Genomic DNA, 26,861 nt, shown 5'->3' on the forward strand with positions numbered 1-26,861 from the left:
GTCACACGCGGAACATCGAATCCAGCGGCAGGTAAGTGCGCACGATCGGCGACTTCAGCACCACGAAGCTGAAATATTTCTCGATGCCGATATCGAGGTCGAGCAGGCGCTCCATCGTGCTCTGATATTCGCCGATATCGGGCGTCACGAACTTGATCAGATAGTCGTAACCACCCGAAATCAGATGACATTCCATCACCGCCTCGACCTTCTCGATGGCGGCGAGGAAGCGGGCGAAGTCGATCTGCCGGTGGTTCTTGAGCGTGATCTCGGTGAAGACGGTCAGCGTCTGGCCCAGCTTCGACACGTCGATCTGTGCGGAATAATTGGTGATATAGCCTTCGCTCTGGAGCTTCTTGACCCGCATCAGGCAGGGGCTCGGCGAAAGATTCACGAGTTCGGCCAGTTCGACATTCGTGATGCGTCCGTTTTTCTGGAGCTCCGAAAGGATCTTCAGGTCGATACGGTCGAGCTTCATGGCGGCCTTGTCTGGTCTTTCGGTCTGGCGCGGACTATCGCCGCTTTCGCCCCCGCTCGCAATCGAATGCGCGCTCGGCCCCTCGGCACAATCGCCTCCCCCGCGCTCACCCAACGGCAGGAACTGCCGCAGGACCGGCGCCAAGCAGCGCCGCGGTCGACCCGGCCTTGGTTATGCTGCGGCGCGCGCCAAGGAGAAACCATGTCCCAACCCCTGTTGCGAATCGAGAGCAGCCCCGATCTTCCCGCCGAGGCCGATGTCGTGGTGATCGGCGGCGGCGTGGCCGGCGTATTCTCGGCCTATTACCTCTCGCGGCGCGGCCTGAAGGTCGCGCTGGTCGAGAAGGGTCTGGTCGGCGCGGAACAGTCCAGCCGGAATTGGGGCTGGTGCCGCCAGCAAAACCGAGACGCGCGCGAGCTTCCGATCTCCACCAAGAGCCTCGACCTTTGGGACAAGCTGGCCGAGGAAACCGGCGAGGAAACCGGCTTTCGCCGCTGCGGCCTCTTCTATCTCTCGCAGAACGAGGCGGAACTGGCCGGCTGGGCCAAATGGGGCGAGTTCGCCCGCACGGTCGGCGTCACCACCTATATGCTGAATGCGGCTCAGGCCGCAGAGCGCGGCCAAGCCACCGGGCGCGGCTGGAAAGGCGGCGTCTTCTCCCCCAGCGACGGCACGGCCGACCCCTCGCGCGCCGTGCCGGTGATCGCGCGCGCCATCATCCGAAACGGTGGCACGGTTCATCAGAATTGCGCGGCGCGTGGGCTGGAACTCTCGGGCGGGCGCGTTAGCGCGGTCGTCACGGAAAAAGGCACGATCCGCACCAAGGTCGCCGTGATGGCGGGCGGAGCCTGGGCCTCCTCCTTCTGCCGCCAGCTCGGCCTGCGCTTTCCGCAAGCCTCGGTGCGCTCGTCCATTCTGGCGGTGTCGCCCGGCGCCAACGATCTGCCCGACACGCTGCACACGGCGGGCGTTTCCGTCACCCGGCGCGGCAATGGCGGCTATACGCTGGCGATCAGCGGCCGGGCGCGCGTCGATCCCACACCGCAGCAGCTCCGCTTCGCGCGCGAGTTCGTGCCCATGTTCGCGCGGCGCTGGCGCAGCCTCGCGCCCGGCGGGGTGGAAGGCTGGCGCAGCGGCCACGAGACGCTGGCCCGATGGACGCTGGATGAGGTGACGCCGATGGAGCGCGTGCGCATTCTCGATCCCAAGCCCGATCGGGGCCAGATCAGCGAGACCCACAAGCGCGCGCTGGAGCTTCTGCCGGGGCTGCGGCAGACGACGATCACCCATAGCTGGGCCGGCTATATCGATTCCACGCCGGACGGCGTGCCGGCGATCGGCGAGATCGAAGCCGTTCCGGGCTTCATCCTGGCGGCCGGTTTCAGCGGCCATGGCTTCGGCATCGGTCCCGGCGCGGGCCATCTCGTCGCCGATCTCGTCACCGGGCAGACGCCCATCGTCGACCCGCGCCCCTATAACCCGAAGCGCCTCAACGACGCGGCCTGGGGCAAGGTCGCCGAGTTCTGACGGGACCTCGCGCCAGAGCTTTTAGCGCGGCCCCGGCTCTTGGCCTGCCGGCGCGATCCGTGGGAAGATCGGGGTTGAAACGAGCGCGCCGCTTGGGGAGACGCCTATGAACATCACGCGCAATGGTTCGACCCCTTCGGGTCGCGGGCCGTCGGACTGGTTCACCGGGTCGGTGCGGGTCGATCCGCTCTTCTCGCCCAACGAAGCGAGGCGTGCCGCAGCGGCCAGCGTGACCTTCGAGCCCGGCGCGCGCACGGCCTGGCACACCCATCCGCTCGGCCAGACGCTGATCGTCACCGCCGGGCTCGGCCTTGCGCAGCGCGAGGGCGGCCCGGTGGAAGAAATCCGGCCGGGCGACGTGGTCTGGTTCGAGCCAGGCGAAAAGCACTGGCACGGCGCATCGCCCACCACGGGCATGACCCATATCGCCATTCAGGAGCAGAAGGACGGCAAGGTCGTGGACTGGCTGGAGCCGGTGTCCGACGCGGATTATGGAGATTCGACAGCGGGCTGAGACAGCGGCCGACCTCCTACGTCGGTGCGAAGTCGGTGGAGACAGCGGCGGGCGACAGTCGCCCTCGACGCGTAAAACCCTTGCCCGCTCTAGAAGCAGCCATCGCTTCGCCGCCTATGCGAAGCCGACCGATAGCCTTGCTGCCGATATCGTCCGCCCGGCGTTCGAATGAGACCGGCGTGTCGGCCTTTCAACCCGGCTCGTGCTGGAGAATGTTCACCAAACGCGCCAAGGGATCGCGCACGAAGAAGCGCCGGACGCCCCAGGGCTCCGTCGCGGGGCCGTATTCGATGGCGCTGCCCGCGTGCAGTAGTCGTTCGTAGACGGCATCGAGATCGTCCACCTCGATCGAGAGATCGGGGACTGGCGTGCCGGACCCGCCCTCCCGTGCGAAGCTTATCTGCGGCGCGGTGGCTCCCGCCCCGACGAAGGTCACGATCCAGCCGTGATCCATGCCGACCTCCAGCCCCAGAAGCTCGCCGTAGAAGCGTCGGGCCTCATCCAAGCGATCGGTCGCGATATTGGGGACGATGCGGAGCACAGCCATGGCTTCTTCCTCGATTATCCCCGCCCGATCAGACCAGCCCCTGTTTGCGGTAGCGGTGGATCGTGCTGCGGTGAAGGCCGAGCTGGCGGGCGGCCTTGCTGACATTGCCGCCATGGGCGGAAAGCGCTGCACGGATCGCCGCCACCTCGCGCTCCTCGCGCGTCATGGCCGGGCGCGGCTCCACCGGGCGCGCCACGAGGTCGAGATCGCTCCCACGTGCGGCGGCATGGTCCGTATTCCACTGGCCGACCGCATAGGCCCCGGAGGACAGGCGCAGGAGAAGTCCGTCTCGGCTGGGCTCCTCGACGGAGAGGATCGTCTCGAACGAGGCGTCGTCCAGCGCGTCCCACGAGAGGCCGGCGAGCGACAGGCCGCGCCGGTTGCCGGCCACGAGGCCTTCTTCGCGAAACACCAGGATGCCCTCCCGGCTGGTTCCGAGCATGGCCGGGTCGCTGTGGAAGCGTAAGAGTCGGCAGTCCTGAAAATGCCGGCGAAACAGGCGATGCTCGATCTGATCCACCGCCAACCGGATCAGGCCGAGCGCGTGGCCATGGCCGTGGGTGGAGGGGCCGGTGAGGTCGAGCGCGCCGATCAGAGCGCCACGCGGATCGATGATGGGTGTCGCCGCGCAGCTGAGAACGCGGTGATCGGGAAAGAAATGCTCCGAGCCGTTGACCGCGATGGCGCGCCGCTCGGCGAGCGCCGTGCCGATCGCGTTGGTGCCCGTGCTCGCTTCCTTCCAGGAGACGCCGGGGCGCAGCGCCACCTCGGCCGCGCGCGAGGCAAAACCCGCATCGCCGATCGTATCGAGGATCATGCCGTCGCCGTCGGCCAGAACCACGACGCTCATCGTGTCGCGCGCCTCGCCCGCCAGCATTTCCAGCTCCGGGCGACACAAGCGTCGCAGCGCGTCGTGCCGCTGATGCAGGAGGCGAAGCTCGCTGTCCGTCAGTGGCTGAAGCGCGGGCGGGCGCTGTTCGGCCAGCCCCAGATCGCTGCATCGCAACCAAGACCGCAAGACGGGCTGTCGCACCGCAGCACTCGGCAACTGTCCTTCATGGAAGAACGCCTGTCGCGCCGAGATCATGTCATTGGTTTCCATGACGGTTCGACCTCCCCCAACTGTCGCAATCTGCGACACCGGCTTGTTCTACTGTCGCGCGCCGCATCGAATGCTCACGGACACATCAGAAAGTTCATCACATCCCGGCGCCCCGGTCCATCCACTGCTTGCGACTTCCCGACGCGAGGAGGAACCTCGCCTGGCTCATCGCGAGGAATGAGGAGGTTCCATGACGATCCAGCTACCCATCACCACCCGCTCGGCTCCGTTCAAGAGCCGCTACGGCAACTTCATCGGCGGCCGTTTCGTGGACGCCGCCGATGGGCGGACCTTCGAGAACCGCTCGCCCGTCGACGGGCGTTTGCTCTGCGAAGTGGCGCGCAGCGGAGCGGAAGACATCGAGCGCGCGCTCGACGCCGCCCATGCCGCCGCGGACGCCTGGGGCCGCACCAGCCCGGCCGACCGCTCGCTGCTGCTTCTGCGGATCTCCGACCGGATGGAGGAGAATCTCGAGCTTCTGGCGACCGTCGAGACCTGGGACAATGGCAAGCCGATCCGCGAAACGCGCGCCGCCGACGTGCCGCTCGCGATCGACCATTTCCGCTATTTCGCCGGCTGCCTACGCTCGCAGGAAGGCGCGCTGTCGGAGATCGACAACGACACGGTCGCCTATCACTATCACGAGCCGCTCGGCGTCGTCGGCCAGATCATTCCGTGGAACTTCCCGCTCCTGATGGCCGTGTGGAAGCTCGCCCCCGCGCTTGCCGCCGGCAATTGCGTGGTGCTGAAACCCGCCGAGCAGACGCCGGCCTCGATCCTTGTGCTGATGGAGCTGATCGCCGATCTCCTGCCGGCGGGCGTCGTCAATGTCGTGAACGGCTATGGCCTGGAAGCGGGCAAGCCGCTGGCGCAGTCCAAGCGTATCGCCAAGATCGCCTTCACCGGCGAGACGTCCACCGGCCGTCTCATCATGCAATATGCCTCCGAGAACCTGATCCCGGTGACGCTGGAGCTGGGCGGCAAGAGCCCCAACATCTTCTTCGGGGATGTCGCGGCCGAGGATGACGACTATTTCGACAAGGCGCTGGAAGGCTTCGCCATGTTCGCGCTGAACCAGGGCGAGGTCTGCACCTGCCCGAGCCGCGCGCTTGTGCATGAATCCATCTACGATCGCTTCATGGAGCGCGCGGTGAAGCGCGTGGAATCCATGATCCAGGGCGATCCGCTAGACGGCGCGACGATGGTGGGCGCGCAGGCCTCCCAAGAGCAGATGGAGAAGATCCTCTCCTATTTCGACATCGGCCGCGAGGAAGGCGCGAAGGTGCTGACGGGCGGCGAGCGCGCCCGTCCGGATGGGCTCGACGGCTACTACGTGAAGCCGACCGTGCTTCAGGGCAACAACCGGATGCGCATCTTCCAGGAGGAAATCTTCGGGCCGGTGGTCTCGGTCACGACGTTCAAGGACGATGCCGAAGCGCTCGCCATCGCCAATGACACGCTCTATGGCCTGGGTGCCGGCGTCTGGACGCGGGACGGCACGCGGGCCTACCGCATGGGCCGCGCCATCAAGGCGGGCCGCGTCTGGACCAATTGCTACCACGCCTATCCCGCCCACGCGGCCTTCGGCGGCTACAAGCAATCCGGCATCGGGCGCGAGACCCACAAGATGATGCTCGACCACTATCAGCAGACCAAGAACATGCTGGTCAGCTATTCCCCCAAGAAGCTCGGCTTCTTCTGAATCCAGGCTCGAGCCGTCCGGGCCTGCGCCCGGACCGCTCCGCCGGACCCGTCGTCGATTTCCCAAAAGACCACCATCGGGGGGACCTCACATGGCCAAGACCATGCGTGCGGCTGTTGTGCGCGAATTCGGCAAACCGCTTTCCATCGAGGAGGCCGCGATCCCGGAGCCCGGCCCAGGCTTCATCCAGGTCGCGATCCAGGCTTCGGGCGTATGCCACACCGACCTGCACGCCGCCGAGGGCGACTGGCCGGTCAAGCCCAACCCGCCCTTCGTGCCCGGCCATGAGGGCGTCGGCTATGTTTCGGCGGTGGGCGCGGGCGTGCGCAACGTCAAGGAAGGGGACAGGGTGGGCGTGCCGTGGCTCTACTCGGCCTGCGGCTGCTGCCGGCACTGTCTGGGCGGCTGGGAAACCCTGTGCGAAAGCCAGGAGAACACCGGCTATTCCGTCAATGGCGGGTTTGCCGATTATGTGATCGCCAACCCGAACTATGTCGGCCATCTGCCCAAGGACATCTCCTTCGTGGACATCGCGCCGGTGCTCTGCGCGGGCGTCACGGTCTACAAGGGCCTCAAGATGACCGACACCAAGCCGGGGGACTGGGTGGCGATCTCGGGCATCGGCGGCCTCGGCCATATGGCCGTGCAATATGCCAAGGCCATGGGCCTCAACGTGGCGGCGGTGGACGTGGACGACGCCAAGCTCGATCTCGCCCGCAGGCTCGGCGCGACGCTGACGGTGAACGCCCGCCACGAGGACCCTGCCACCACCATCAAGCGAGAGACGGGTGGCGGCGTTCAGGGCGCGCTGGTGACGGCGGTCAGCGAAAAGGCGTTCGAGCAGGCGGTCGGCCTCATGGCGCGGGGCGGCACGCTGGCGCTGAACGGCCTGCCGCCCGGCGATTTCCCGCTCAATATTTTCGGCCTCGTCCTCAACGGCATCACCGTGCGCGGCTCGATCGTCGGCACGCGGCTCGACCTTCAGGAGTCGCTGGACTTCGCGGCCGAAGGCAAGGTCAAGGCCACCGTTTCCACCGCCGGCCTCGAACAGGTCAATGACGTGTTCGACCGGATGAAGAAAGGCCAGATCGAGGGCCGCATCGTCCTCGATCTGGCCGCCTGACATCGGGCGAGCCGGCCCGGCTTCAAGCCGGGATCAGGACACGTCCACCGGCTTCGAGCGCAGCCGGTTCGCCGTCGCCGGGTCGGCGCGCCGGCAAAGCTGCGGCGGCAGGCCGCGCATGACGAGTTCGGCGTCGGCCACGGCCATGGCGCCGATTTCGTAGAAGGCGTCCCGCGTGCCACCCGTGCGGTGAGCCGACAGGATGAGGCCGGGCAGCTGGCGCACCGGATCGTCCGCCGGCACGGGCTCCACCGGGAAGACATCGGTCGCGGCGCGAATATGCCCGGAGCGCACGGCGTCCAGCATGGCCGGAAAATCCACCACGGCGGCGCGGCTCATCAGAAGAAAGGCCGCGCCCTTCGGCATCCGCGCAAACTCGCGCGCGCCGATGAAGCCTTCGTTCTCGGCCGTCACGCTGGCGAAGACGAACACGACCTGCGAGGTTTCCAGCAATTCGTCCAGCCCGGCGGGGCGGCAGTCCAGCCGCTCGATCGAAGCTGCCGGCAGCCAAGGGTCGAAGACGCGCACCTCGTTTCGGAAGGGCCGGATCAGTTCGCGCAGCGAGCGGCCGAGATCGCCGAGGCCGATAATGCCGACCGGCGCGCCGGCAAAGCGGAACGTCTCCTCGTTGCCGGCCACCCCATAGGCTTCCTCGCCGGCGCGAAAGGCGCGATCGGCCGCGGTGATGCCGCGCGCCAGATCCAGCGCCAGCCCGAGCGCGGCTTCCGCCACCGGCGCGGCGAAGGCGGAGGCCGGCGTCAGCACGGGAATGCCGCGCTCGTTGCAGGCCTGATAGTCGATGTTGGGCAGGAAATTCGTCTCGACATTGACGATGGCGCGAAGGCGCGGCGCGCGGTCCAGCCGCTCGCGCGGCATGGCCGTCTGGCCGAAGATCAGAACCGTGTCGGGCAGAAGCGCATCGACCTCGGCGTCGGGCATCGGCCTGTCCTCCGACAGGACGACCTCGCCCAAAGCCTCCAGGCGGGCGCGCACGTCCGGCGTCATGATGAGGTCCAGCGTGCGCGGCAGCGGATCGACGAGAATGATGTTGCGGCTCAAAACGGCGGTCTCCCTGAGTGGCGCGCATCTTCGCCGCTTCGCTGCGCGATCTCTACGCTATGTCCGGCGTGATGCAGGCGAGGCGAAGCCTTGCACACAGGTTTCTGCGCGCCCGCCCGCCCCTACGCTATCCGCTGCACGAAATGCCCCGGCGCGACTTCGTCATAGATGCGCGACGGCGCGACATAATCGAGCGGTCTGAGAGGGCTCTTCAACTCCTCGGACAGTTTGGGCGGCAGCGACCCGCGACGGGTCGGATCGGGCAGCGGCACCGCTTCGATCAGGCGTTTCGTATAGGGATGACCCGGCGCGCCAAACACCGAGGCGCGCGGGCCGATCTCCACGATCTCGCCGAGATACATCACCGCGACGCGATGGCTGATGCGCTCCACCACGGCCATGTCGTGCGAGATGAAGAGATAGGCGAGGCCCATCGCCTCCTGAAGGTCGAGCATCAGATTGGCGACCTGCGCCTTCACGGACACGTCCAGCGCCGAGACCGCCTCGTCCGCGACGATGAGCTTGGGCGACAGAGCCAAGGCGCGGGCGATCGAGATGCGCTGGCGCTGGCCGCCGGAGAATTCGTGCGGATAGCGCGAGGCGACCGAGGGCGACAGGCCGACCTTATCGAGAAGCTCGGCCGCGCGCTCGCGCGCCGCCGCCCTGTTCATCAGCCCGTGCGAGAGAATGGGCTCGGCAATCGCCGCGCCGATCGTGATGCGCGGGTTGAGCGAGGCGAACGGGTCCTGAAAGATCATTTGCGCGGTGCGGCGCATCTGCCGCAGGCCCGCGCGCCCGGCCGAAAGAACGTCCTTGCCGTCGATGCGCACCGCGCCCTCGCTCGGCTTCACGAGCCCGAGGATGGTGCGTCCCGTGGTGGACTTGCCGCAGCCGGACTCGCCGACCAGCGCCAGCGTTTCGCCGGGCCGAATGGCGAAGGACACGTTCTCGACCGCATGGATGCGCCCGTTCGGCAGGTCGAAGCGGGTCGAGAGACCGGCGACATCCAGAACCGGAGCCTGTGCGCTATCGGGCACGCTCGCCGGCGCGCCATCGTCGGCAAGGCCGGTCGCGGCATCGACCCTCGGGAAGCGCCGGGGCGCGGGCGAAGCGCCCATCGTGCCGAGGCGCGGGATCGCGGCCAGAAGCGCCTTCGTATAGGGATCGCGCGGGGCGGCGAAGATCGCCTCGGTGCGCCCGGTTTCCACCATGTCGCCGCGCAGCATCACGACGGTGCGGTCCGCCACTTCGGCCACCACGCCCATATCGTGCGTGATGAAGAGAACGGCCATGGTCTCCTCGCGCTGCAATTCGCGAATAATGTGCAGGATTTCGGCCTGGATGGTGACGTCGAGCGCGGTGGTCGGCTCGTCCGCGATCAAGAGCTTGGGCCGGCAGGCGAGCGCCATGGCGATCATCACGCGCTGGCGCATCCCGCCTGAGAAGCGATGCGGATATTCGTTGAGGCGCGAGCGCGCGGCGGGAATGCGCACGCGCTCCATCATGCGCAGCGCCTCGGCCTCGGCCTGCGCCCACGAAAGGTCGCGGTGCAGGACCAGCGCTTCGGCCAGTTGGTTGCCGACCGTGAAGACCGGGTTCAGCGAGGTCATCGGTTCCTGAAAGATCATGCCGATGCGCCCGCCGCGCACCGCGCGCATCTCCTTTTCGGGCAGCGTCAGAAGATCGCGCCCTTCAAGGCGCACATGGCCGCTCACCCGCGAGGTGGCGGGCGGCAGAAGGCGCATGGCCGATAGCGCGGTGACGCTCTTGCCGGAGCCGGATTCGCCGACGATGGCAACGGTTTCACCGGCATCGACCGTGAAGGAAATGTCGCGGATCACCGCGCGCCATTCCCCTCCGGCGCGAAAGGCGGTGGTCAGCTTTTCGACGGACAGGACGGGGCTCGCCTCGCTCATCGGATCAAGCCTCCTTGGCCAGGCGCGGATCGACGAGATCGCGCAAGCCATCGCCCACGAGTTGCAGCGACAGAACGGCGAAGACGATGGCAAGGCCGGGAAACAGCATGAGCCAGGGCGCCTTGTTCATATATTCGCGGCCCGAGGCCAGCATGGTGCCCCAGGTCGGCATGTCGGAGGACGCGCCGACGCCGAGGAACGAGAGACTGGCTTCCGCCAGCATCGCGGCGGCGAAGATGAAGGTCGCCTGCACCAGAATGGGCGAGGCGAGGTTCAGAAGGACATGCCGCAAGAGGATCTGCCAGGTCGGCAGGCCGAGCGCCACGGCGGCCTCGATATAGGGCAGCTCGCGCAGGACCAGCGTCGAGCCTCGGACGATGCGGGCCAGACGCGGCGCATAGGTGATCCCCAGCGCCAGCACGACATTGACCAGCGAAGGCCCGAGCGCGGCCACCAGCGCGATGGCGAGGAGAATGTCGGGAAAGGACATCATCGCATCCAGAAGGCGCGAGATCGGCGCGTCGAGCGGGCGGAAATAGCCCGCGATCAGGCCAAGAAACACGCCGAGAACCGTGGCGATCGCCACGACCCCCAGCGACACGCCGAGCGAGACGCGGCCAGCATAGATGGCGCGGGAGAAGATGTCGCGGCCGAACTCGTCCGTGCCGAAGAGATGCGATGAAGACGGCGGCTGGAGCCGGCTGACGATGGAAAGCTTGTTGGGCGCATAGGGCGCGACGAGAGGCGCGAAGGCGGCGAGCACCACCACCAGCGTCAGGATCACGACGCCGATGAGAATGGCGCGGTTGCCCACGAAGCGGCGCAGGCCCTTGGCGAAGGGGGACGAGAAGGCGAGAAGCGTCACGTGCGCACCCTCGGATCGACCGCGAGATAGAGCATGTCCACCGCGAAATTGATGAGAACGTAGATCGCCGCGACGACGAGCAGCGCGCCCTGGATCACCGGATAATCGCGCCGCAGCACCGCCTGCACCACGAGATTGCCGACGCCCGGCAGGCCGAACACGGTTTCCGTCACCACCGCGCCGGCGACCAGCAGCGCGATCGACAGGCCGATCACGGTGATGATCGGGATCAGCGCGTTCTTCAGCGCGTGTTTGAGCACGACGCGCCCCGGCCCCGCCCCTTTGGCGCGCGCGGTGCGCACGTAATCTTCGCCCAGGACATCGAGCATGGCGGCGCGGGTGAAGCGGGTGATCAGAGCGGAATTGACGACGCCGAGCGCCACCGCCGGCAGGACGAGATGGTGCAGACGCTCCAGGAAGGGCGTGCCCGGCCCGCCATAGCCGGAGGCCGGAAACCAGCCGAGCGACACGGCGAAGGTCTGGATCAGGATCAGGCCGAGCCAGAAGCTCGGCACGCTCGCCGCGATCATCGCGACGCCGACGACGATCTGGTCGAAGGCCGTTCCGCGTTTGACCGCCGAGAGAATGCCGACCGGCAGAGCGATGGCGACCGCGATCAGGATCGAGAAGAGCGTGAGGAAGAACGTTGGCTCGGCGCGCGCGGCGAGCGCGGTCGTCACCGGCTGGCCGAGAAAGATCGACTGGCCGAGATCGCCGCGCGCCACGTCGAAGACGAAACGTCCATATTGTTCGAGGAGGGGCGCGTTGAGCCCCAGCCTCTCGCGCAGGGCGGCGATGTCCTCGGGCGTCGCGTCCGAACCCAGCATCACGGCGGCAGGGTCGCCGGGCGTCACCCGGACGATCACGAAGACGACGGTGACGACCAGCGCCAGCACCACCACCATGCCGCCCGCCCGCTTCAGAAGGGCTGAGAGCACTCGGGACATCGCGTTTCTCCTATCCTCTGTGAAAGGTCAGCTCTTGGGCGTGACGTTCCAGAAGCGGGGCCAATAGGCCGCCTGATAGCCCGACACGCCGTTGGCCAAGCCGCCCAGCGCATTGAAATTGCCGACCTTCACCAGCGGGGCGTCGTCATAGATCGTGGTCTGGATCGTCTTCCAGGCGGCCAGTCGATCGTCGTTCGACACCGCGTTCAGGAAGGTGCCGACGGCTTTCGTCTTGGCGTCGGACGTGTACCAGCCGGGATAGGTGTCGGTGATCGTGTTCAGCGTCGTCGGGTCGCCCGGGAAGTTGGAATGGGTGATGAAGATGTCCCACTGGCCCTTGTCGGCGCGCCGGGTGGTCAGCGTTGCCCAGTCCACGACCTGCAGATCGACCTTGAAGCCCGCCGCCTCCAGATAGGCTTTCGCGACCTCGCCGGTCTTGTAGTGGAACTCGTATTGGCGGCTGGTCAGGATGCGGATCGGCTTGCCGTCGTAGCCGGCCTCCTTCATGAGCTTGGCGGCCGCTTCCGGGTCGCCCTCGCCATAGCGTGTCACGCCGTCTTCCGTGTGCCAGAAGAAGCCCTCGGGATAGAACGCGCCATCCACGGAGAAGAAGCGCTCGTCCGAAAAAGCGGCGAGCATCATGTCGCTCGGGTTCAGCGCGGTCTGCACGGCCTGGCGCAGCGGCTTGGAGGTGAGCGGCCCTTCCGCCATGTTCATGTTCAGCGAGGTCCAGCCGGCATTCTCGAAGATCACCGGCTTGACGTTGGACGCGCTCTCGACGCGCTCATAGGCGCTGACCGGCAGGGCGTCGGCATAATCGTACTGGCCCGACAGAAGCCCCTCGACGCGGGTATTGGCATCAGGCACCGGCACGAAGCGCACTTCGCCGGCAATGGCCTCGCGGCGGCCGGCATAGTTGGACGGCTCGCCCTCGGGCGACTTGTAGCCGTCGAAACGCACGAGCTGGGTATACTGGTCTGGCCGGCGCTCCTGCAACTTGTAGGGGCCGGTGCCGATGAACTCCTTCAGCTCGCCGCCGAGCTTTTCGGAGGGGAAGATCGGTGCCCAGCCCTGGCTCAGCGTCGCCAGAAGCGGCGAATAGCGCGACTTCAGCTTGATCACCACGGTCTGATCGCCGTCGGCCGCGACGGATTCGATCACCTGCGCGACCTGCCGGCCCTTGGAGTTGATCTCCATCCAGCGTTTGAGCGAGGCGACCACATCGGCGGAATCGAAGGCCGATCCGTCATGGAAGGTCACACCCTGCCGCAGCGGGATGCGATAGGTCAGGCCGTCCTGCGAGATCTCGGGCATGGCAGCGGCCAGAAGCGGGCTTGGCTGCCACTTGTCGTCATAGGTATAGAGCGTCTCGAACATATGCTGGGTGATGGTCAGCACGATGTCGGTCGGCGTCTGCATGGCGTCGAGCGTCGGCGGCTCGCCGATGGTCGCGACGGTCAAGACGCCCTTGCCGGACTGCGCAAGGGCGACACCGCTCGTTCCCGCCATGAGGGCGGCGAGGCCGGCGGCAAGAAGCACTTTCGTCATGGCTGGGCTCCTGTCGTGCTGGGTTCGGGGGTCAATGGGCGCGCTCAGGCGTCGAGGCCGAGCGGATCGGGCACGCGCGGCCAGAGGCCGTGGCTCGCCTTGCGATAGGGCGTGGTGGCGGGATCGGTCGGATAGCTGGTCGGGGCCGCGACATAGAGGATCTCGGAAGCCACCGGTACGAAGCCCGCATGGAAATGATTGGTGGACTTCACGAGAAGGATGTCCTTCCCCGCGAAATCGACGCCCATATTGGAGAAGATCGTGGGTTCGTAGGTCTGTGTCCGGCTGGTGATCAGCACGATGTCGATCTCGGTCCCGACGATCCGGATCACCGCCGCGCGGCCGAGCGTGACGCGGCTATTGCGGAAGCTCTGCCAGCCCGAGGTTTCGACGCGAAGGACGCGCACCCGCGCATCCAGCGGCTCGCCGCCATGGTGGGAGGACTTGCCGCCGAAGCGCAGCTCGATCTCGGCCCCCTCCCCCGCCGCATGGCAGAAGGATACGGCCACCGGGTCCCAGATCGTGGCGAGCGCCACCCGGTCGATCCCGCGCTCCAGAATGCGGCGCAGGATGGAGGTGGAATCGCCCGCGACGCCGCCGCCCGGATTGTCCCAGACATCGGCGATGACGACGGGCTTGTCGGGGCGCGCGGCGCGGATGGCGAGCGCGCGGTCGAGACCGGCTTCCGTGTCCAGCATCGGCATCGCGGCGTCACGGCGCAGCGCGTAGAGTTCGTGTCCGAGCTTTTCGGCCAGCCGGTCGCCCGCCTCGCGCCTGTCATCGGTCACCACCACGATGCGCGTGCCCATATCCGGCACATCGCCGGCCATGAAGCCGTGGATAACCGAGACGGACAGAACCCCGTCCACGCCTTCCAGCGTCTTCAGGCGATCGACGAAGGAGCGCATCGGCTCGCGGCTGGTCGGATAGATCGTGATCATCCGGCAGTCGAAGGTCGAGATGACGGGCTTGATCTCGCCGCGGATCGTGCGCAGCGCGAGGTCCACGACATGCTCGCCGCGCTCCTCGAAATCCGTATGCGGGAATTCGAGGAAGGCCGCCATGAGGTCGAGTTGCGCAACCCGCAACGCGGTGAGATGCGAATGCGGGTCGAACTCGGCGGCGACCACCACATCCTCGCCGACCAGCGCGCGCACGCGGGACAGGAAATCGCCTTCGGGGTCGTCATAGCCCTGCGCCACCATCGCGCCATGCAGGCCGAGCACCACGCCGTCCACCGGCAGCGCGGCTTGCAGCTCGGCCAGGATCGTATCGCGCAGCGTCTCGTAGGTCTGGCGCTGGATCAGGCCGGCGGGCTCGGCCCAGCAGGACGTGCCCTCGATCACGGTGAAGCCTTCCGCCCGGCCGCGCCGCCGAAGGATCGGCACCGGCGAGGAGCAGAGCGTCGGGGTGTCGGGATGCTCGCCCGGCCCGGCGTAGAAGGCGGCCTTGAAGGAATCCAGATCGGTCGGCACCGGCGAAAACGTGTTGGTTTCCGTGGCGAGCGAGGCGGTGAAGATGCGCATGATCTATCGACTCTCGGCGAAATGGGGGGCGAGCGCGCGGGCCGCGCCCTTGAGACTGTCCAGATAGGCGGCATGGTTGCGGCGCGCGTCCTCGCGCGGGGCGACGATGCAGAGCGTGGCTGTGGCCTTGCCGTCCGGCTGGCGAACCGGCACGGCGAAGCAATGGGTGTAGCTGTCGAGCGCGCTGTCGAAGGTGAAATGGCCTGCCGCGCGCGCGCCCTCGACCTCGGCCAGGAAGCGCTCGGCGTCGATCGGGACGCCGTTCGGCAGGGTGAAATCGCCCTCGGCCAGAAAGGCCAGAATCTCGTCGCGCGAGAGATGGTCCACCAGAAGGCGGCCCGAAGCCGTCCAGGTCAGCGGCACGCGCTCGCCGATATCGGTGGAGATGCGGAACGGGCGCGAGCCCTCGCGCTGCGCGCCGACATAATAGCGATTGCCGTCCAGACGGCAAAACTGCGCGGTTTCGCCCGTCCCGTCCACGATGCGCTTGAGCGCGGCCTGAACCGCGACCTGACGGCCCGACACGGCGGAATAGGCCGAGCCCAGAAGGTAGAGCTTTTCGCCGAGGAAGAGCCGGCCATCCTCGGCGTTTTCGAGAAAGCCGCGCTTGAGAAGCAGCGCGGTCAGCTCGTAGACGGAGGAGCGCGGCGCGCCGAGAAGGATCGCGATCTCGCCCGCCCGCAAGGGCCGGCGGGCGCTAGCGAGCGCGTCGAGAATATCGAGCGCGCGGTCCAGCCCGCGCGAGCGCGCTCCGGTCTTGGCCTCGTCCTCCGCGAGCTTGTCCACCGGCCTCTACTTCTTCTTGTAGGCGATGCAGTCGATCTCGACCTTGCAATCCACCATCATGGAGGACTGGACGCAGGCGCGGGCCGGCGGATGATCCTTGAAATACTGGGCGTAGACGCCGTTGAAGCTCCAGAAGTCGCGGGGATCGTCCAGCCAGACGCCGACGCGCACGACATCCTCCAGCCCGTACCCGGCCTCGGTCAGGATGGCGATCACGTTCGCCATGGTCTTGTGGGTCTGATCCACGATGCCGCCCGGCACGATCTCGCCGTTCTCCATGGCGACCTGGCCGGAGACGTAAAGCCAGCCATCGGCTTCCACTGCCCGCGCGAAGGGCAGCGGCTGTCCGCCCGCGCCCTTGCCGCCGCCGCCATAGCGAGTGAGGCTCATCAGTTCTGTCCCCTTATTTGTCCGTTATATCGGACACTAGTCTGAAATTTCGGATTGACCCATAGGGTGACATGGGGCACGACTTGTCAATCGGCTTTCCCCGGGAGACTTTCACATGACCGTGTCGCCGCTCGACGCCCTCGAAACGCCTGCCGTCGTCGTGGATCTCGCGATTGCGCGGGCTAATATCGCCCGCTTCCAGGCCCATGCCGATGCAGCCGGCCTCGCGGCGCGCCCACACATCAAGACGCACAAGCTGCCGCAGTTCGCCCGCCTTCAGATCGAACAAGGCGCGGTCGGCATCACCTGCCAGAAGGTGAGCGAGGCGGAGGCGATGGTCGCGGGCGATCCGACCATTCGCGATGTGCTGATCACCTACAACATCGTCGGCGCGGCCAAGGTCGCCCGCCTGCGCGCACTGGCCGGGCGCGTGCGCGTCGCCGTGGTGGCCGACAGCGAGTCGGTGGTGTCCGGTCTCTCGGCCGGCTTCGCGGATGCGGCCGAGCCGCTTGATGTGCTGGTGGAATGCGACACGGGCGGTCAGCGCTGCGGCGTCGCCTCGCCGGAAGCCGCGCGCGATCTGGCCCGGCGGATCGCCGCCTCTCCGGGCCTCGTGTTCGAGGGGCTGATGACCTACCCCGCCGCCGGCAAGGCGGGCGAAGCGGCCGAGTTCCTGCGCGCCGCGAAAGCGCTGATCGAGGCCGAAGGCATGACGGTGGCGCGCGTCACCTCCGGCGGCTCGCCCGACATCTGGCAGGCGCGCACCGATGGCGTTCTCACCGAGTACCGGCCGGGAACCTATGTCTACAACGACCGCTCGCTGGTGGCGCGCGGCGTCGCGACCCTGGACGATTGCGCGCTGACGGTGCTCGCGACCGTGGTGTCGGTGCCGACCCCCAACCGGGCGATCATCGATGCGGGCTCCAAGGTTCTGACATCCGATCTTCTCGGCCTGACCGGGCACGGCGCGGTGCTCGGCCGGCCCGATCTGGCGATCGACCAATTGTCGGAGGAGCATGGCCGCGTGGTCTCGGACGGGCCGATCGGGCTCGCGGTCGGCGATCGCCTGCGGATCGTCCCCAACCATGTCTGCGTCGTCACCAACATGGTGGATGCGGTTCATGTCAAACTGGAGGATGGCCGGATCGAAAGCTGGCCGGTCGCCGCACGCGGCAAGGTCGTCTGACGGGACAGGCGGCCAGCGCCCATTTGCCCGGCAGGCGGGATTTCGATAGCGCTGCATCGAGGGCGGCATCAGGCGGCCGGCGATGCGGAAAGGCAGACCCATGAGAACGATCCGGGCAAGGGTTCACGCTGCCGGGCTGGCTTTCGTGGCGCTCCTTTTCCTCGGCCATGCCGCGAGAGCCGAACCCTGCCAGCGGGACAGTTTCGAGGGGCGGGACGCCATCGTCTGCACCATCGACCCCGCGACATCAGACCTGCGCCTGTTCTGGCGGGACGCGTCGGGCGCGCCCTATGGTCGCTTCGACGCTTTGGCGCGCGCGCTGGACGCGAATGGCCAAAAGCTCGCCTTCGCCATCAATGCCGGCATGTACGACACCGACTATGCGCCGGTCGGCCTCCATATCGAGGAGGGCGCGGAACTGCATCCCGCCGACACGGTCACGATGGATCGCCCGCCGGGCGAAGTCCCGAATTTCTACAAACAGCCCAATGGCGTCTTTTATCTCAGCAAGGCTGGGGCGGGCATTCTGCCGACGGCGGAGTTTCTGAAAGCACGGCCGAAGGCGCGTTTCGCCACCCAGTCCGGCCCGATGCTGGTGATCGACGGTCGGTTGCACCCGGCCTTCATCCCGAACTCGGATTCGCGGACGCGGCGCAGCGGGGTCGGCGTCTGCGAGAAGGGGCAGGTTCGCTTCGCGATCAGCGAGACGGACGTCAATTTCGACGAATTCGCGCGCCTGTTCCGCGACCACCTCGCCTGCCACAACGCCTTGTTTCTCGATGGCGGTCGCGGCTCGGGTCTTTATGCGCGGGCCCTCGGGCGGAACGACGTTTCGGGGCATGGCGGATACGGCCCCATTCTCGGGCTGGTCGAGTAAGAGGGCTTCCCCCCGAAGCCCGTCCCTTCCTATCCAAGATTTAATGCGAGGGCGCGGCTCCCGCCGGATGTCCCGTCACCTTCCTCTGTTTAGGAGGAGCCATCGCGAGTCTGCGCGTGGGGTTGGGGCGGTGCGGCCATGGGCGCAGGCGGAAAGTTCGTTGTTGTCGCAGGTCTGATCGCGGCCGGCGCGGGGGCCTATGCCGAGCGCGCGGTCTGGCTGCCGCAAGCGCTGGCGCTCCTGCCGGCGCAGTTCGGCGGCCATGGGCAAGGTCCGAACGCAGAGGTCTTGCGCGACCGCTCCGTGCCGGTGGTCGCCGCGCCCGTCACGCGGGCCGACGTACCGGTCTACGTCACCGGCGTCGGAACGGCCAAGCCGCTGAACTCCGTGACCGTGCGCGCGCAGGTCTCCGGCAAGCTCACCGAGATCGACTTCCGCGAGGGCCAGGACCTGAAGAAGGGCGACCCGATCGCCCGGCTGGACGACGCGCTCTACAAGGCCCAGCGCGATCAGGCGCTCGCCAAGAAGGCGCAGGATCAGGCCGTTCTGGTCAATGCCGAGCTGGAATTGCAGCGCGACGAGAGGCTGGTGCATTCGGGCGCGATGACCGACCAGCTCCTGGGCAACCAGCGCGCGCTGGTGGAGCAGAACCGCGCGCAGGTCGCCGCCGACGCGGCGGCGGTGGAGGCGGCGGAAGCGCAACTCTCCTACACCGTGATCACCGCGCCGATCGACGGGCGCACCGGCCTTCGCGCGGTCGATGTCGGCAATATCGTCTCTAGCGGCGATGCGAGCGGCATCGTCACGCTGTCGCAGATCCGGCCGATCGCCGTCGTCTTCTCCGTGCCGCAGCAGGACCTCGCCCGCGTCAACGCCGCGCGCAACGCCGCCCCGCTCGGCGTCGAGGCCCTGTCGGGCGAAGGCCAGGTGGTGGCCGAAGGCGAACTCACCGTGGTGGACAATCAGGTGGACCCGACGACCGGCACGGTGCGCCTCAAGGCCGAATTTCCCAACGACACGCTGGCGCTCTGGCCGGGAGCCTTCGTGGATACGAGGCTGCTGGTGGAAACCCAGCGAAACGTTCTGACCGTGCCGAGCGCCGCCGTGCAGCACGGGCCGGCGGGGGCCTATGCCTATGTCGTGTCGGACGGCGCAAAGGTTCATCTGCGCCCCCTCACAATCGGGTTTCAGGACGACAAGCGCGCTGTCGTCGCTGGGGGAGTGGAGGAGGGCGAAAGCGTCGTCACCTCCGGCTTCTCGCGCCTTCAGGACGGGGCGAGCGTGAAAGTCTCCTCGCCCGAAGAGGCCGACCCCGCCAAGCTCGCCGTGCCAATGACCGAGGGTGGTTCGAAGGGCGGCAAGCACCACAAGAGCAAGCATGGCGCGAAGCCGGCAGCTGCGCCGGCTCGTCCAGGCGGATCCGAACCTGCCGCGCCCCAGACTTCCGAGCGAAGCGCGCCGGCAACGGATGGCGGCGAGGAGGCAAAGCCGGCCGATACCACCCCCGCAGGCCCGGGGACGGTGGAGAACCAGCCCGCCGAAAACCGGCGCGCTGCCGCTGAGGGCCGGGAACAGACCCCTTCGACCCAGAGCGATCCAAGCATTGTGTCTGCCGTCGAAGCGCCGGACGCAGACCATGCATCGCAGGGACGAGCACCGGCCGCGACGTCCGGCGCGAGCCCGACCCGCTCGGCCGACCTGAAGGAGTCCGCCCCCGGTTCTCAGGCCGCGAACGCGCCATGAGCCTGTCCACGCCCTTCATCCAACGGCCGATCGCCACCACGCTTCTCGCCATCGCCGTCCTGATCGCGGGCTGTCTCGGCTTCGCCTCGCTGCCCGTCGCGCCCCTGCCCCAAGTCGAGTTTCCGACGATCCGCGTGACGACGCAGTTGCCCGGCGCGGACCCCGATACGATGGCGGCGCTCGTCACCGCGCCGCTGGAGCGCCCGCTCGGGCAGATTCCAGCGCTCGCCGCCATGACCTCCTCCAGCGCCTTCGGCATCAGCCAGATCACGCTTCAGTTTCAGCTCGGCCGCGACATCGACGGCGCGGCGCAGGATGTGCAGGCCGCGATCAACACGGCGGCCGGCGGGTTGCCGCGCACGCTGCCCTACCCGCCGACCTATGCGAAGGTGAACCCGGCGGCGACGCCGATCATGACGCTGGCGCTCCATTCCGACACCTACCCCTTGCGCGATCTCAGCGACTTCGCCGACACGGTGATGGGCCAGCGCCTCGCCGAGGTCTCGGGCGTCGGCGACGTGCGGATTCAGGGCGGGGTGAAACCGGCAATCCGGGTCGAGGCCGATCTCTCGCGCCTCGCTTCCTATGGGCTGGCGCTCGAAGACCTGCGCACGGCGATTTCCAACGCCAATGTCTCGGGCGCGAAGGGCGTGGTGGACGGGGCCAGCCAGTCCTTTTCGCTTTCGGCCAACGACCAGATCCACGACGCGGCGACCTATCGCGCCATCACGGTGGCGACACGCAACGGCGCGCCGGTGCATCTCAGCGATGTGGCCGACGTGGTGGAAGGGTTGGAGAACAGCCGCGTCGGGGCCTTCTACCAAGGCCGCCCGGCCGTGGTGGTGGACATCATGCGCCAGCCCGGCGCGAACGTCATCGAAACCGTCGCCGAGATCGAGCGCACGCTGCCACGCCTTCGCGCCGCGCTCCCCGCCGGGGCCTCGCTCGATGTGGTGAGCGACCGCACGGATACGATCCGTGCCTCGATCCGGGATGTGCAATGGACGCTGGCGCTCAGCGTCGCGCTGGTCGTGCTCGTCGTGTTCCTGTTCCTGCGCACGGTCTCGGCCACGCTGATCGCGGGCGTCGCGCTGCCCTTGTCGCTGATCGCGAGCTTTGCCGTCATGTGGGCCTGCGGCTTCAGCCTCGACAATCTGTCGCTGATGGCGCTCACCATCGGCACAGGCTTCGTGGTGGACGACGCCATCGTCATGATCGAGAACATCGCCCGGCATATCGAAGAGGGCGAGAAGCCCATGGCGGCGGCGCTCAAAGGCGCGGGCGAGATCGGCTTCACCATCGTCTCGCTCACCGCCTCGCTGATCGCCGTCTTCATTCCGCTTCTTTTCATGAGCGGGCTGGTCGGGCGCATGTTCCGCGAATTCGCGCTGACGCTCACCATTGCCGTCGTGGTCTCGGCCCTCGTCTCGCTGACGCTGACGCCCATGATGTGCGCGCGCATTCTGCGAGCGCCCCAACATACGTCCAGCGGCCTCACCGGGTTTCTCGACCGCGCCATGGATGGGCTGAACGAAGCCTATCGACGCTCGGTGACGATCGCTGTCCGCCATCCCGCGCTGATGCTCCTTCTGACCGGGGCGACGCTGGCGCTCACGGTGGCGCTTTATGTGACCATCCCCAAGGGCTTCCTGCCCGATCAGGACACGGGCCTCGTCAGCGCCGTGGTGGAGGCCGAGCCGACCACCTCCTTCGAGGCGATGCGAACCATCGAGGCGGATGTCGGCGCGCGGCTGCGGGCGGACCCGGCGGTGCAAAGCGTCACCGACTCGATCGGCACAAGCGCCGCCAATCTCACGATGAACCGGGCCGTTTATTCCCTCGTGCTCAAGCCCCGCGACGACCGGAGCGGCGGCGCGCAGGCCGTGATCGCGCGCCTGCGCCAAAGCCTGACGGACCTGCCCAGCATCCGCGCCACGTTCCAGAGCCAGCGCGACATCGCGATTTCGACGCGCGCCAGCCGAGGCGCCTATCAATACACGCTGACGGGCGCGGATGCGGGCGAGGTGTCGGGCTGGGCGGAGAAACTGTCGCGACGCCTCGCCGACGACCCGGCGCTGATCGATGTCGCCTCCGACACGGAGCTGGGCGGCGGGCGACTTGCCATCGACGTGGACCGTGAAGCCGCCGCACGGCTCGGCGTCACCATGCAGGAGATCAGCGACACGCTCTACGACGCGTTCGGCCAGCGCCAGATCAGTACGATCTACGGGCAGGCCAACCAGTACCGCGTCATTCTGGAAGCCGCGCCGCGCTATCAGAGCGACCCCGCCGCACTGGCCCAGGTCTATCTGCCGGGCACGGGCGGCGCCATGGTGCCGCTGGGAGCCATCGCCCATGTCGCCTTCGCCTCCGGCCCGCTGGTGGTCAGCCGCGACGAGCAGTTCCCTTCCGCCACGATCAGCTTCGACCTCGCCCCCGGCGCATCGCTCGGCACGGCGCTGGAGGCCGTGGCGGCGGCCGAGCGCGCCATCGGCCTGCCCGATACGATCGGCCGGCGCACCAGCGGCGACACGGAGGAATTCGCGCGCTCGGCGGCCAACGAGCCCTGGCTGATCCTCGCCGCCATCGTCACGATCTATATCGTGCTCGGGCTTCTCTACGAGAGCGCCGTGCATCCGATCACGATCCTTTCCACCTTGCCATCCGCCGGCGTCGGCGCGCTTCTGGCGCTGATGCTGACGGGACAAGACCTCTCATTGATCGCGCTGATCGGCATCGTGCTTCTCATGGGCATCGTGAAGAAGAACGCGATCATGATGATCGACTTCGCCCTAGAGGCCGAACGCGGCGAAGGGCTCGCCCCGCGCGAGGCGATCCTGAAGGCCGCGACCATGCGCTTCCGCCCGATCATGATGACGACGCTGGCCGCCCTTTTCGGCGCGGTGCCGCTGGCTTTGGCGCAAGGCGCGGGCTCGGAGCTGCGCGTGCCGCTCGGCATTTCCATCATCGGCGGCCTCGTCCTCAGCCAGCTTCTGACGCTCTACACGACCCCGGTCATCTATCTCGCGCTGGACGGGCTGAAGCGCCGCTTCGCCCCGCGCGGCGCGGCGGTCGAGGGCGAGCCGGCGTGAGACTGTCCGACCCGTTCATCGATCGGCCGATCGGCACGACGCTTCTGGCGCTCGGCCTGATCCTGGTCGGGCTCGTCGCCTACCACGTCCTGCCCGTGGCGAGCCTGCCGGCGGTGGACCTGCCGACCATCCGCGTCAGCGCCAGCAGGCCCGGGGCGGACCCCGAAAGCATGGCGGAAAGCGTCGCGGCCCCGCTGGAGCGGCATCTGGGCGCCATCGCGGGCGTCACCGAGATGACCTCCACCAGCGCGCTCGGCGCCACCGGCATCACGCTTCAGTTCGATCTGTCGCGCAGCGTCGACGGCGCGGCGCGGGACGTGCAGGCCGCGATCAACGCCGCCATCGCGGACCTGCCGAGCGACATGCCGGGCCTGCCCTCGATCCGCAAGGCCAACCCGGCCGCCGCGCCGATCCTGACCCTCGCGCTCACCTCCGACACGATGAAGGCGAGCGATGTGTTCGATGTCGCCGACAGCATTCTCGTGCAGCGCATCGCGCAGGTGGACGGCGTCGGCGATGTCTCGGTCAGCGGCGCGGACCAGCCGGCGGTGCGCGTGCGCGTCGACCCCCAGCGCCTCGCAGCTCTGGGCCTGTCGGCCAACGATGTGCGCAACGCCATCGTCAACGCCAACACGCTGGGCCCGATCGGCTCGATCGACGGACCGGGCTCGGGCTATGCTCTGACCATCAACGCGCAGCTCACGACGCCCGAGGATTATGGTGCGATCCTCTTGCGCGCCGCCGACGGCACGGCGCTGCGCCTGTCGGACATTGCCACGGTCGAGCCCGGCGTGCGCAATCGCCGCTCGGAAGCCTGGTTCAACGGCAAGCCCGCCGTGATCCTCAACCTGACCAAGGCGGCGGACGCCAATGTGGTGCAGACGGTGGACGCGGTGAAGGCGCTGATCCCTGAGTTGCACGATCTCCTGCCCGCCGGCATCGACATCGCCGTGTTGCACGACCGCACGCTCACCATCCATGCCAGCGTCGAGGATATGGAGCGCACGCTGCTCGTCACCGTCGCTCTGGTCATGCTCGTGGTCTTCGCCTTTCTGCGCTCGCTCGTGCCGACGCTGGCGGCGGGCGTCACCGTGCCGCTCGCCTTTTCCGGGGCCTTCGCGGCCATGTTCCTGTCGGGTCTGGCGCTCGACAATCTCTCGCTGATGGCGCTGGCGGTGGCGAGCGGCTTCGTGGTGGACGATGCCATCGTCATGATCGAGAACATCCATGCCCGGCTGGAACAAGGGCTCTCGCCCATGCAGGCGGCGCGCAAGGGCGCGCGGCAGATCGGCTTCACCGTGATCGCCATCAGCGTCTCGCTCATGGCGGCCTTCATCCCGCTCTTCTTCATGGGCGGCGTCACCGGGCGCTTTCTCGTCACCTTCTCGCTGACGCTCGCCTTCACCATCGCCGTCTCCACGCTCGTCTCGCTGACGCTGACGCCGATGATCTGCGCCCACCATATGCGCCGCGCGCCGGAGGGCCATCGGCCGGGACCTCTGTCGCGTCTGGTGGAACGGGGGCTGGAGCGCATGGGGGGCTTCTATGCGCGCACGCTCAAAAGCGTTCTGCATCACCGCTTTCTGGCGGTCGTCAGCACGCTCGGTTGCATCGGGCTTACCGTGCTCCTGTATGCCCATGTGCCCAAGGGCTTCGTGCCGCGCGAGGACACGGGCTTTCTGGTCGCCAGCACGCAAGGGGCGAGCGACATTTCCTTTCCCGCCATGGCGGCGCTGGAGCGCCGGGCCGTGTCCGTGGTGGATGCCGACCCGGCGGTGGAGAATGTCGGGGCCTCGGTCGGCGGCGGCACGTTCGGCACGGCCAATCGCGGCTCCATGCAGATTTCGTTGAAGCCCGCCGGGGAGCGCGACCCGACGGAGATCGTCGTCAACCGGCTGCGTCAGGCGCTGGGTGCCATTCCGGGGCTGGAGAACTCGGTCTATGCGCCGAGCGATATCCGCATCGGCGCGCGCAGTTCGGACTCGGAATATCAGTTCACGCTGTTCGACGCCGACTTCGCGGAGCTAACCGCCTGGGCCCCGCGCATTCAGGAGCGCTTGCGCGCCGAGCCACTCCTCGCCGATGTCAGCAGCGACCGCCAGCCGAACGGCTTGCAGGCGAGCGTCGAGGTGGACCGGGCGCAAGCGGCCAATCTCGGCGTCGCCATGACGGCCGTGGATTCGGCCCTCAACAACGCCTTCGCGCAGCGCCAGATCACCACGATCTATGGCGACCGGAACCAGTATCGCGTCATTCTGGAAGCCGGCGCGGATTTCGCGACCGACCCGGAGGATGTCCTGAAGATCCAGGTGCCGGGCCTTCACGGCGCGCCCGTGCCGCTCTCGGCCTTCGCCCATATCAAGCGCGAGGAAGCGCCGATGGGGGTGAACCATCAGGGGCAGTTTCCCGCCGTCACGATCTCCTTCGATCTGGCTGACGGCGCGACGCTGGAGGCCGCCAACGCGGCGGTGCGCGCGGCCGTCGCCGGCATGAACCTGCCCGACACGCTTCATGCCGAATTTGCGGGCGATGCGGCCGTCTCGAACGCCGGCGCGAGCCAGCCGCTCCTGATCCTGGTGGCGCTTCTTTCGGTCTATGTCGTGCTCGGCATCCTCTACGAGAGCCTCGTCCATCCGCTGACGATCCTCTCCACCCTGCCCTCGGCCGGGCTCGGCGCGCTTCTGGCGCTCTGGATCACCGGCACGGAACTCACCCTCATCGCCTTTATCGGCATCATCCTCCTGATCGGCATCGTGAAGAAGAACGGCATCATGCTGGTGGATTTCGCGCTGGAGGCCGAGCGCAGGAGCGGCGTGTCGGCGCAGGAGGCCATTTTCGAAGCGTGCCTCCAGCGCTTTCGCCCGATCACCATGACGACGCTTGCCGCCTTCGCGGGCGCGATTCCGCTGATCGTCGCCAGCGGCCCCGGCGCGGACCTGCACCGCCCGCTCGGCATCGCCATCGCGGGTGGGCTTCTCGTCAGCCAGGCGCTGACGCTCTATACGACGCCGATCATCTATCTTCTGTTTGCCGGCTGGGCGGAGCGCTGGAAGCAGCCCGCGCCTCATCAGCCGGCCCGTTCCTGAGAGAAGCGCTCAGCGCCCCCGGCAGTTCGGCTCCAGCATGAACTCGACCGGAAAGAACGTGTCCGTTCGCCGGCCTACCGGATTGGTCAGGAGCACGAAGGTCCGTCGTCCGTCCGCCAGGCGCTCGGGCACCACGAACAGGAGATGGTCGCCCATCGCGGTGCGCGCGCCGGGCATCTTCTCAGCCAGGATCGCGAACGGGTTGAAATCCGCGATCGCGCCGGCATCCACCCGCATGGCCCAGAGCTTGCGGCCGTGAATGGTGAAGCCGAGCGGCTTGAACCCGCCCGTGCCGAGCCGCCCGGCCGCCTCGGCCAGAGCTTTCGCCGCCTTGGGCGCGAGGCAGCCCATATGGATGTGAAGCCGGTCCTGCGAGCGGGATCGATGGGAGTTGATTCCGAGCGCGAAGCCGGAGGGCGTCGGCTCGGCTTGAGCGGGATCCAGCAGCCAGTGCCGCTGCGCCCAAGCCGCTTCGAAGAAGTTCGGCGCGTCGCGGCCGAGAAGGCGCGGGTCTTCGATGCCTCTGATGGCGCTGAGCGCGACGAGGATCGTGCGCCGCCGGTCGATCGGCTCGCGCAGGATGGCGTAGCCTCCGAGATCGCCGGGCAGATGGCCGACATGGAGGCACGGAAAGGGCAGGCTCGTGAGGGCCGCATTCACGGCGCAGGCATCGGCCACCCAGCCGAGCGTCGAGCGCTGATAAGCATGGGCGAGCTTCACGCCGCCATAGAAGGCGGCGAGAGCCAGAACGAGCGCTATGGCGCGCTTGCGCATGAAGACGATCCGAGAAGCACGGGGCCGATCGGCATGGAACGGCGCGGGGGACAGGAAGCGGCTTGGCGGGGGG

21 protein-coding genes are annotated in these 26,861 nt (G+C 67.6%); 9 read left to right on the top strand and 12 right to left on the bottom strand.

The features are described from left to right. Position 1 precedes the first annotated feature (1 nt). Positions 2 to 478, bottom strand: coding sequence for an Lrp/AsnC family transcriptional regulator (locus tag AUL36_RS06415; RefSeq protein ID WP_058598726.1), 477 nt, complete (start codon positions 476 to 478; stop codon positions 2 to 4). A 201-nt stretch (positions 479 to 679) separates the two neighbouring features. Here AUL36_RS06415 and AUL36_RS06420 point away from each other — a divergent pair, with 201 nt between their 5' ends. Then, entirely contained in the window at positions 680 to 2,005 is a 1,326-nt protein-coding gene (locus AUL36_RS06420) for an NAD(P)/FAD-dependent oxidoreductase (RefSeq protein ID WP_062219091.1), read from the top strand. 106 nt (positions 2,006 to 2,111) lie between these two features. Then, positions 2,112 to 2,519, top strand: a complete 408-nt coding sequence (locus AUL36_RS06425; RefSeq protein WP_062219093.1) for a (R)-mandelonitrile lyase — start codon at positions 2,112 to 2,114, stop codon at positions 2,517 to 2,519. A 190-nt stretch (positions 2,520 to 2,709) separates the two neighbouring features. Here AUL36_RS06425 and AUL36_RS06430 read toward each other — a convergent pair whose 3' ends face one another. Both AUL36_RS06430 and AUL36_RS06435 read right to left on the bottom strand, forming a co-directional pair. Further along, positions 2,710 to 3,066, bottom strand: coding sequence for a VOC family protein (locus AUL36_RS06430; RefSeq protein ID WP_062219095.1), 357 nt, complete (start codon positions 3,064 to 3,066; stop codon positions 2,710 to 2,712). Positions 3,067 to 3,094: 28 nt separating this feature from the next. Further along, complete coding sequence (locus tag AUL36_RS06435) at positions 3,095 to 4,084, bottom strand: GAF domain-containing protein (RefSeq protein ID WP_244497056.1); 990 nt, start codon at positions 4,082 to 4,084, stop codon at positions 3,095 to 3,097. A 274-nt stretch (positions 4,085 to 4,358) separates the two neighbouring features. On the opposite strand from AUL36_RS06435, the gene adh reads away from it, so the two are divergent. Both adh and adhP read left to right on the top strand, forming a co-directional pair. Then, positions 4,359 to 5,870: an aldehyde dehydrogenase gene (gene adh / locus AUL36_RS06440; protein ID WP_062219099.1), complete on the top strand. Its 1,512-nt coding sequence runs from the start codon at positions 4,359 to 4,361 to the stop codon at positions 5,868 to 5,870. Positions 5,871 to 5,961: 91 nt separating this feature from the next. Continuing rightward, positions 5,962 to 6,993 (top strand): alcohol dehydrogenase AdhP, encoded by a 1,032-nt coding sequence (adhP, locus tag AUL36_RS06445; protein WP_062219101.1) that lies wholly within the window; start codon positions 5,962 to 5,964, stop codon positions 6,991 to 6,993. A 33-nt stretch (positions 6,994 to 7,026) separates the two neighbouring features. Here adhP and AUL36_RS06450 read toward each other — a convergent pair whose 3' ends face one another. The 8 genes from AUL36_RS06450 to AUL36_RS06485 all read right to left on the bottom strand — a co-directional run bounded on the left by AUL36_RS06450 (position 7,027) and on the right by AUL36_RS06485 (position 16,030). Beyond that, the gene (locus tag AUL36_RS06450; protein WP_062219103.1) at positions 7,027 to 8,052 is read right to left on the bottom strand and encodes a hydroxyacid dehydrogenase; all 1,026 of its coding nucleotides are present in this window, start codon (positions 8,050 to 8,052) and stop codon (positions 7,027 to 7,029) included. A 122-nt stretch (positions 8,053 to 8,174) separates the two neighbouring features. After that, positions 8,175 to 9,968, bottom strand: a complete 1,794-nt coding sequence (locus AUL36_RS06455) for an ABC transporter ATP-binding protein (protein WP_062219105.1) — start codon at positions 9,966 to 9,968, stop codon at positions 8,175 to 8,177. Between the two features lie 4 nt (positions 9,969 to 9,972). Then, positions 9,973 to 10,833 carry an ABC transporter permease gene (locus AUL36_RS06460; protein WP_062219107.1) on the bottom strand — a complete coding sequence of 287 codons (861 nt, stop codon included), beginning with the start codon at positions 10,831 to 10,833 and terminating at the stop codon, positions 9,973 to 9,975. Then, entirely contained in the window at positions 10,830 to 11,771 is a 942-nt protein-coding gene (locus AUL36_RS06465; RefSeq protein ID WP_062219126.1) for an ABC transporter permease, read from the bottom strand. The genes AUL36_RS06460 and AUL36_RS06465 overlap by 4 nt, the downstream gene beginning before the upstream one ends. Positions 11,772 to 11,807: 36 nt before the next feature. Then, a complete protein-coding gene (locus AUL36_RS06470; protein WP_062219109.1) occupies positions 11,808 to 13,328 on the bottom strand; it encodes an ABC transporter substrate-binding protein in 1,521 nt (506 codons plus the stop codon). 44 nt (positions 13,329 to 13,372) lie between these two features. After that, positions 13,373 to 14,854, bottom strand: coding sequence for a M81 family metallopeptidase (locus AUL36_RS06475; RefSeq protein WP_062219111.1), 1,482 nt, complete (start codon positions 14,852 to 14,854; stop codon positions 13,373 to 13,375). A 3-nt stretch (positions 14,855 to 14,857) separates the two neighbouring features. Further along, a complete protein-coding gene (locus tag AUL36_RS06480) occupies positions 14,858 to 15,640 on the bottom strand; it encodes an IclR family transcriptional regulator (RefSeq protein ID WP_062219113.1) in 783 nt (260 codons plus the stop codon). Between the two features lie 6 nt (positions 15,641 to 15,646). Then, the gene (locus AUL36_RS06485) at positions 15,647 to 16,030 is read right to left on the bottom strand and encodes a RidA family protein (protein WP_062219115.1); all 384 of its coding nucleotides are present in this window, start codon (positions 16,028 to 16,030) and stop codon (positions 15,647 to 15,649) included. Between the two features lie 115 nt (positions 16,031 to 16,145). On the opposite strand from AUL36_RS06485, the gene AUL36_RS06490 reads away from it, so the two are divergent. From AUL36_RS06490 to AUL36_RS06510, 5 genes are all read left to right on the top strand, one after another. Further along, a complete protein-coding gene (locus tag AUL36_RS06490; protein ID WP_062219117.1) occupies positions 16,146 to 17,216 on the top strand; it encodes an alanine racemase in 1,071 nt (356 codons plus the stop codon). A gap of 100 nt (positions 17,217 to 17,316) precedes the next feature. Beyond that, positions 17,317 to 18,093 carry a phosphodiester glycosidase family protein gene (locus tag AUL36_RS06495; protein WP_062219118.1) on the top strand — a complete coding sequence of 259 codons (777 nt, stop codon included), beginning with the start codon at positions 17,317 to 17,319 and terminating at the stop codon, positions 18,091 to 18,093. A 138-nt stretch (positions 18,094 to 18,231) separates the two neighbouring features. Then, positions 18,232 to 19,836, top strand: coding sequence for an efflux RND transporter periplasmic adaptor subunit (locus tag AUL36_RS06500; RefSeq protein WP_082655657.1), 1,605 nt, complete (start codon positions 18,232 to 18,234; stop codon positions 19,834 to 19,836). Beyond that, the gene (locus AUL36_RS06505) at positions 19,833 to 22,928 is read left to right on the top strand and encodes an efflux RND transporter permease subunit (protein ID WP_062219120.1); all 3,096 of its coding nucleotides are present in this window, start codon (positions 19,833 to 19,835) and stop codon (positions 22,926 to 22,928) included. The genes AUL36_RS06500 and AUL36_RS06505 overlap by 4 nt, the downstream gene beginning before the upstream one ends. Continuing rightward, complete coding sequence (locus tag AUL36_RS06510; RefSeq protein ID WP_062219122.1) at positions 22,925 to 26,014, top strand: efflux RND transporter permease subunit; 3,090 nt, start codon at positions 22,925 to 22,927, stop codon at positions 26,012 to 26,014. The genes AUL36_RS06505 and AUL36_RS06510 overlap by 4 nt, the downstream gene beginning before the upstream one ends. A gap of 9 nt (positions 26,015 to 26,023) precedes the next feature. On the opposite strand, the gene AUL36_RS06515 is transcribed toward AUL36_RS06510, so the two are convergent. Further along, positions 26,024 to 26,861 (bottom strand): CDP-diacylglycerol diphosphatase (locus AUL36_RS06515; RefSeq protein WP_210168846.1); only part of this gene is annotated, 838 nt, incomplete at its 5' end.

It is taken from the genome of Aureimonas sp. D3 (genome assembly GCF_001463805.1).
Lineage (GTDB): Bacteria > Pseudomonadota > Alphaproteobacteria > Rhizobiales > Rhizobiaceae > Aureimonas > Aureimonas ureilytica_A.

Excerpts from the sequence above, each read along its gene's own strand:
- AUL36_RS06505 (WP_062219120.1), top strand. The coding sequence starts at position 19,833 with ATGAGCCTGTCCACGCCCTTCATCCAACGGCCGATCGCCACCACGCTT.
- AUL36_RS06415 (WP_058598726.1), bottom strand. The coding sequence starts at position 478 with ATGAAGCTCGACCGTATCGACCTGAAGATCCTTTCGGAGCTCCAGAAA.
- adhP (WP_062219101.1), top strand. The coding sequence starts at position 5,962 with ATGGCCAAGACCATGCGTGCGGCTGTTGTGCGCGAATTCGGCAAACCG.
- AUL36_RS06420 (WP_062219091.1), top strand. The coding sequence starts at position 680 with ATGTCCCAACCCCTGTTGCGAATCGAGAGCAGCCCCGATCTTCCCGCC.
- AUL36_RS06500 (WP_082655657.1), top strand. The coding sequence starts at position 18,232 with ATGGGCGCAGGCGGAAAGTTCGTTGTTGTCGCAGGTCTGATCGCGGCC.
- AUL36_RS06490 (WP_062219117.1), top strand. The coding sequence starts at position 16,146 with ATGACCGTGTCGCCGCTCGACGCCCTCGAAACGCCTGCCGTCGTCGTG.
- AUL36_RS06485 (WP_062219115.1), bottom strand. The coding sequence starts at position 16,030 with ATGAGCCTCACTCGCTATGGCGGCGGCGGCAAGGGCGCGGGCGGACAG.
- adh (WP_062219099.1), top strand. The coding sequence starts at position 4,359 with ATGACGATCCAGCTACCCATCACCACCCGCTCGGCTCCGTTCAAGAGC.
- AUL36_RS06425 (WP_062219093.1), top strand. The coding sequence starts at position 2,112 with ATGAACATCACGCGCAATGGTTCGACCCCTTCGGGTCGCGGGCCGTCG.
- AUL36_RS06475 (WP_062219111.1), bottom strand. The coding sequence starts at position 14,854 with ATGCGCATCTTCACCGCCTCGCTCGCCACGGAAACCAACACGTTTTCG.
- AUL36_RS06455 (WP_062219105.1), bottom strand. The coding sequence starts at position 9,968 with ATGAGCGAGGCGAGCCCCGTCCTGTCCGTCGAAAAGCTGACCACCGCC.
- AUL36_RS06495 (WP_062219118.1), top strand. The coding sequence starts at position 17,317 with ATGAGAACGATCCGGGCAAGGGTTCACGCTGCCGGGCTGGCTTTCGTG.
- AUL36_RS06430 (WP_062219095.1), bottom strand. The coding sequence starts at position 3,066 with ATGGCTGTGCTCCGCATCGTCCCCAATATCGCGACCGATCGCTTGGAT.
- AUL36_RS06470 (WP_062219109.1), bottom strand. The coding sequence starts at position 13,328 with ATGACGAAAGTGCTTCTTGCCGCCGGCCTCGCCGCCCTCATGGCGGGA.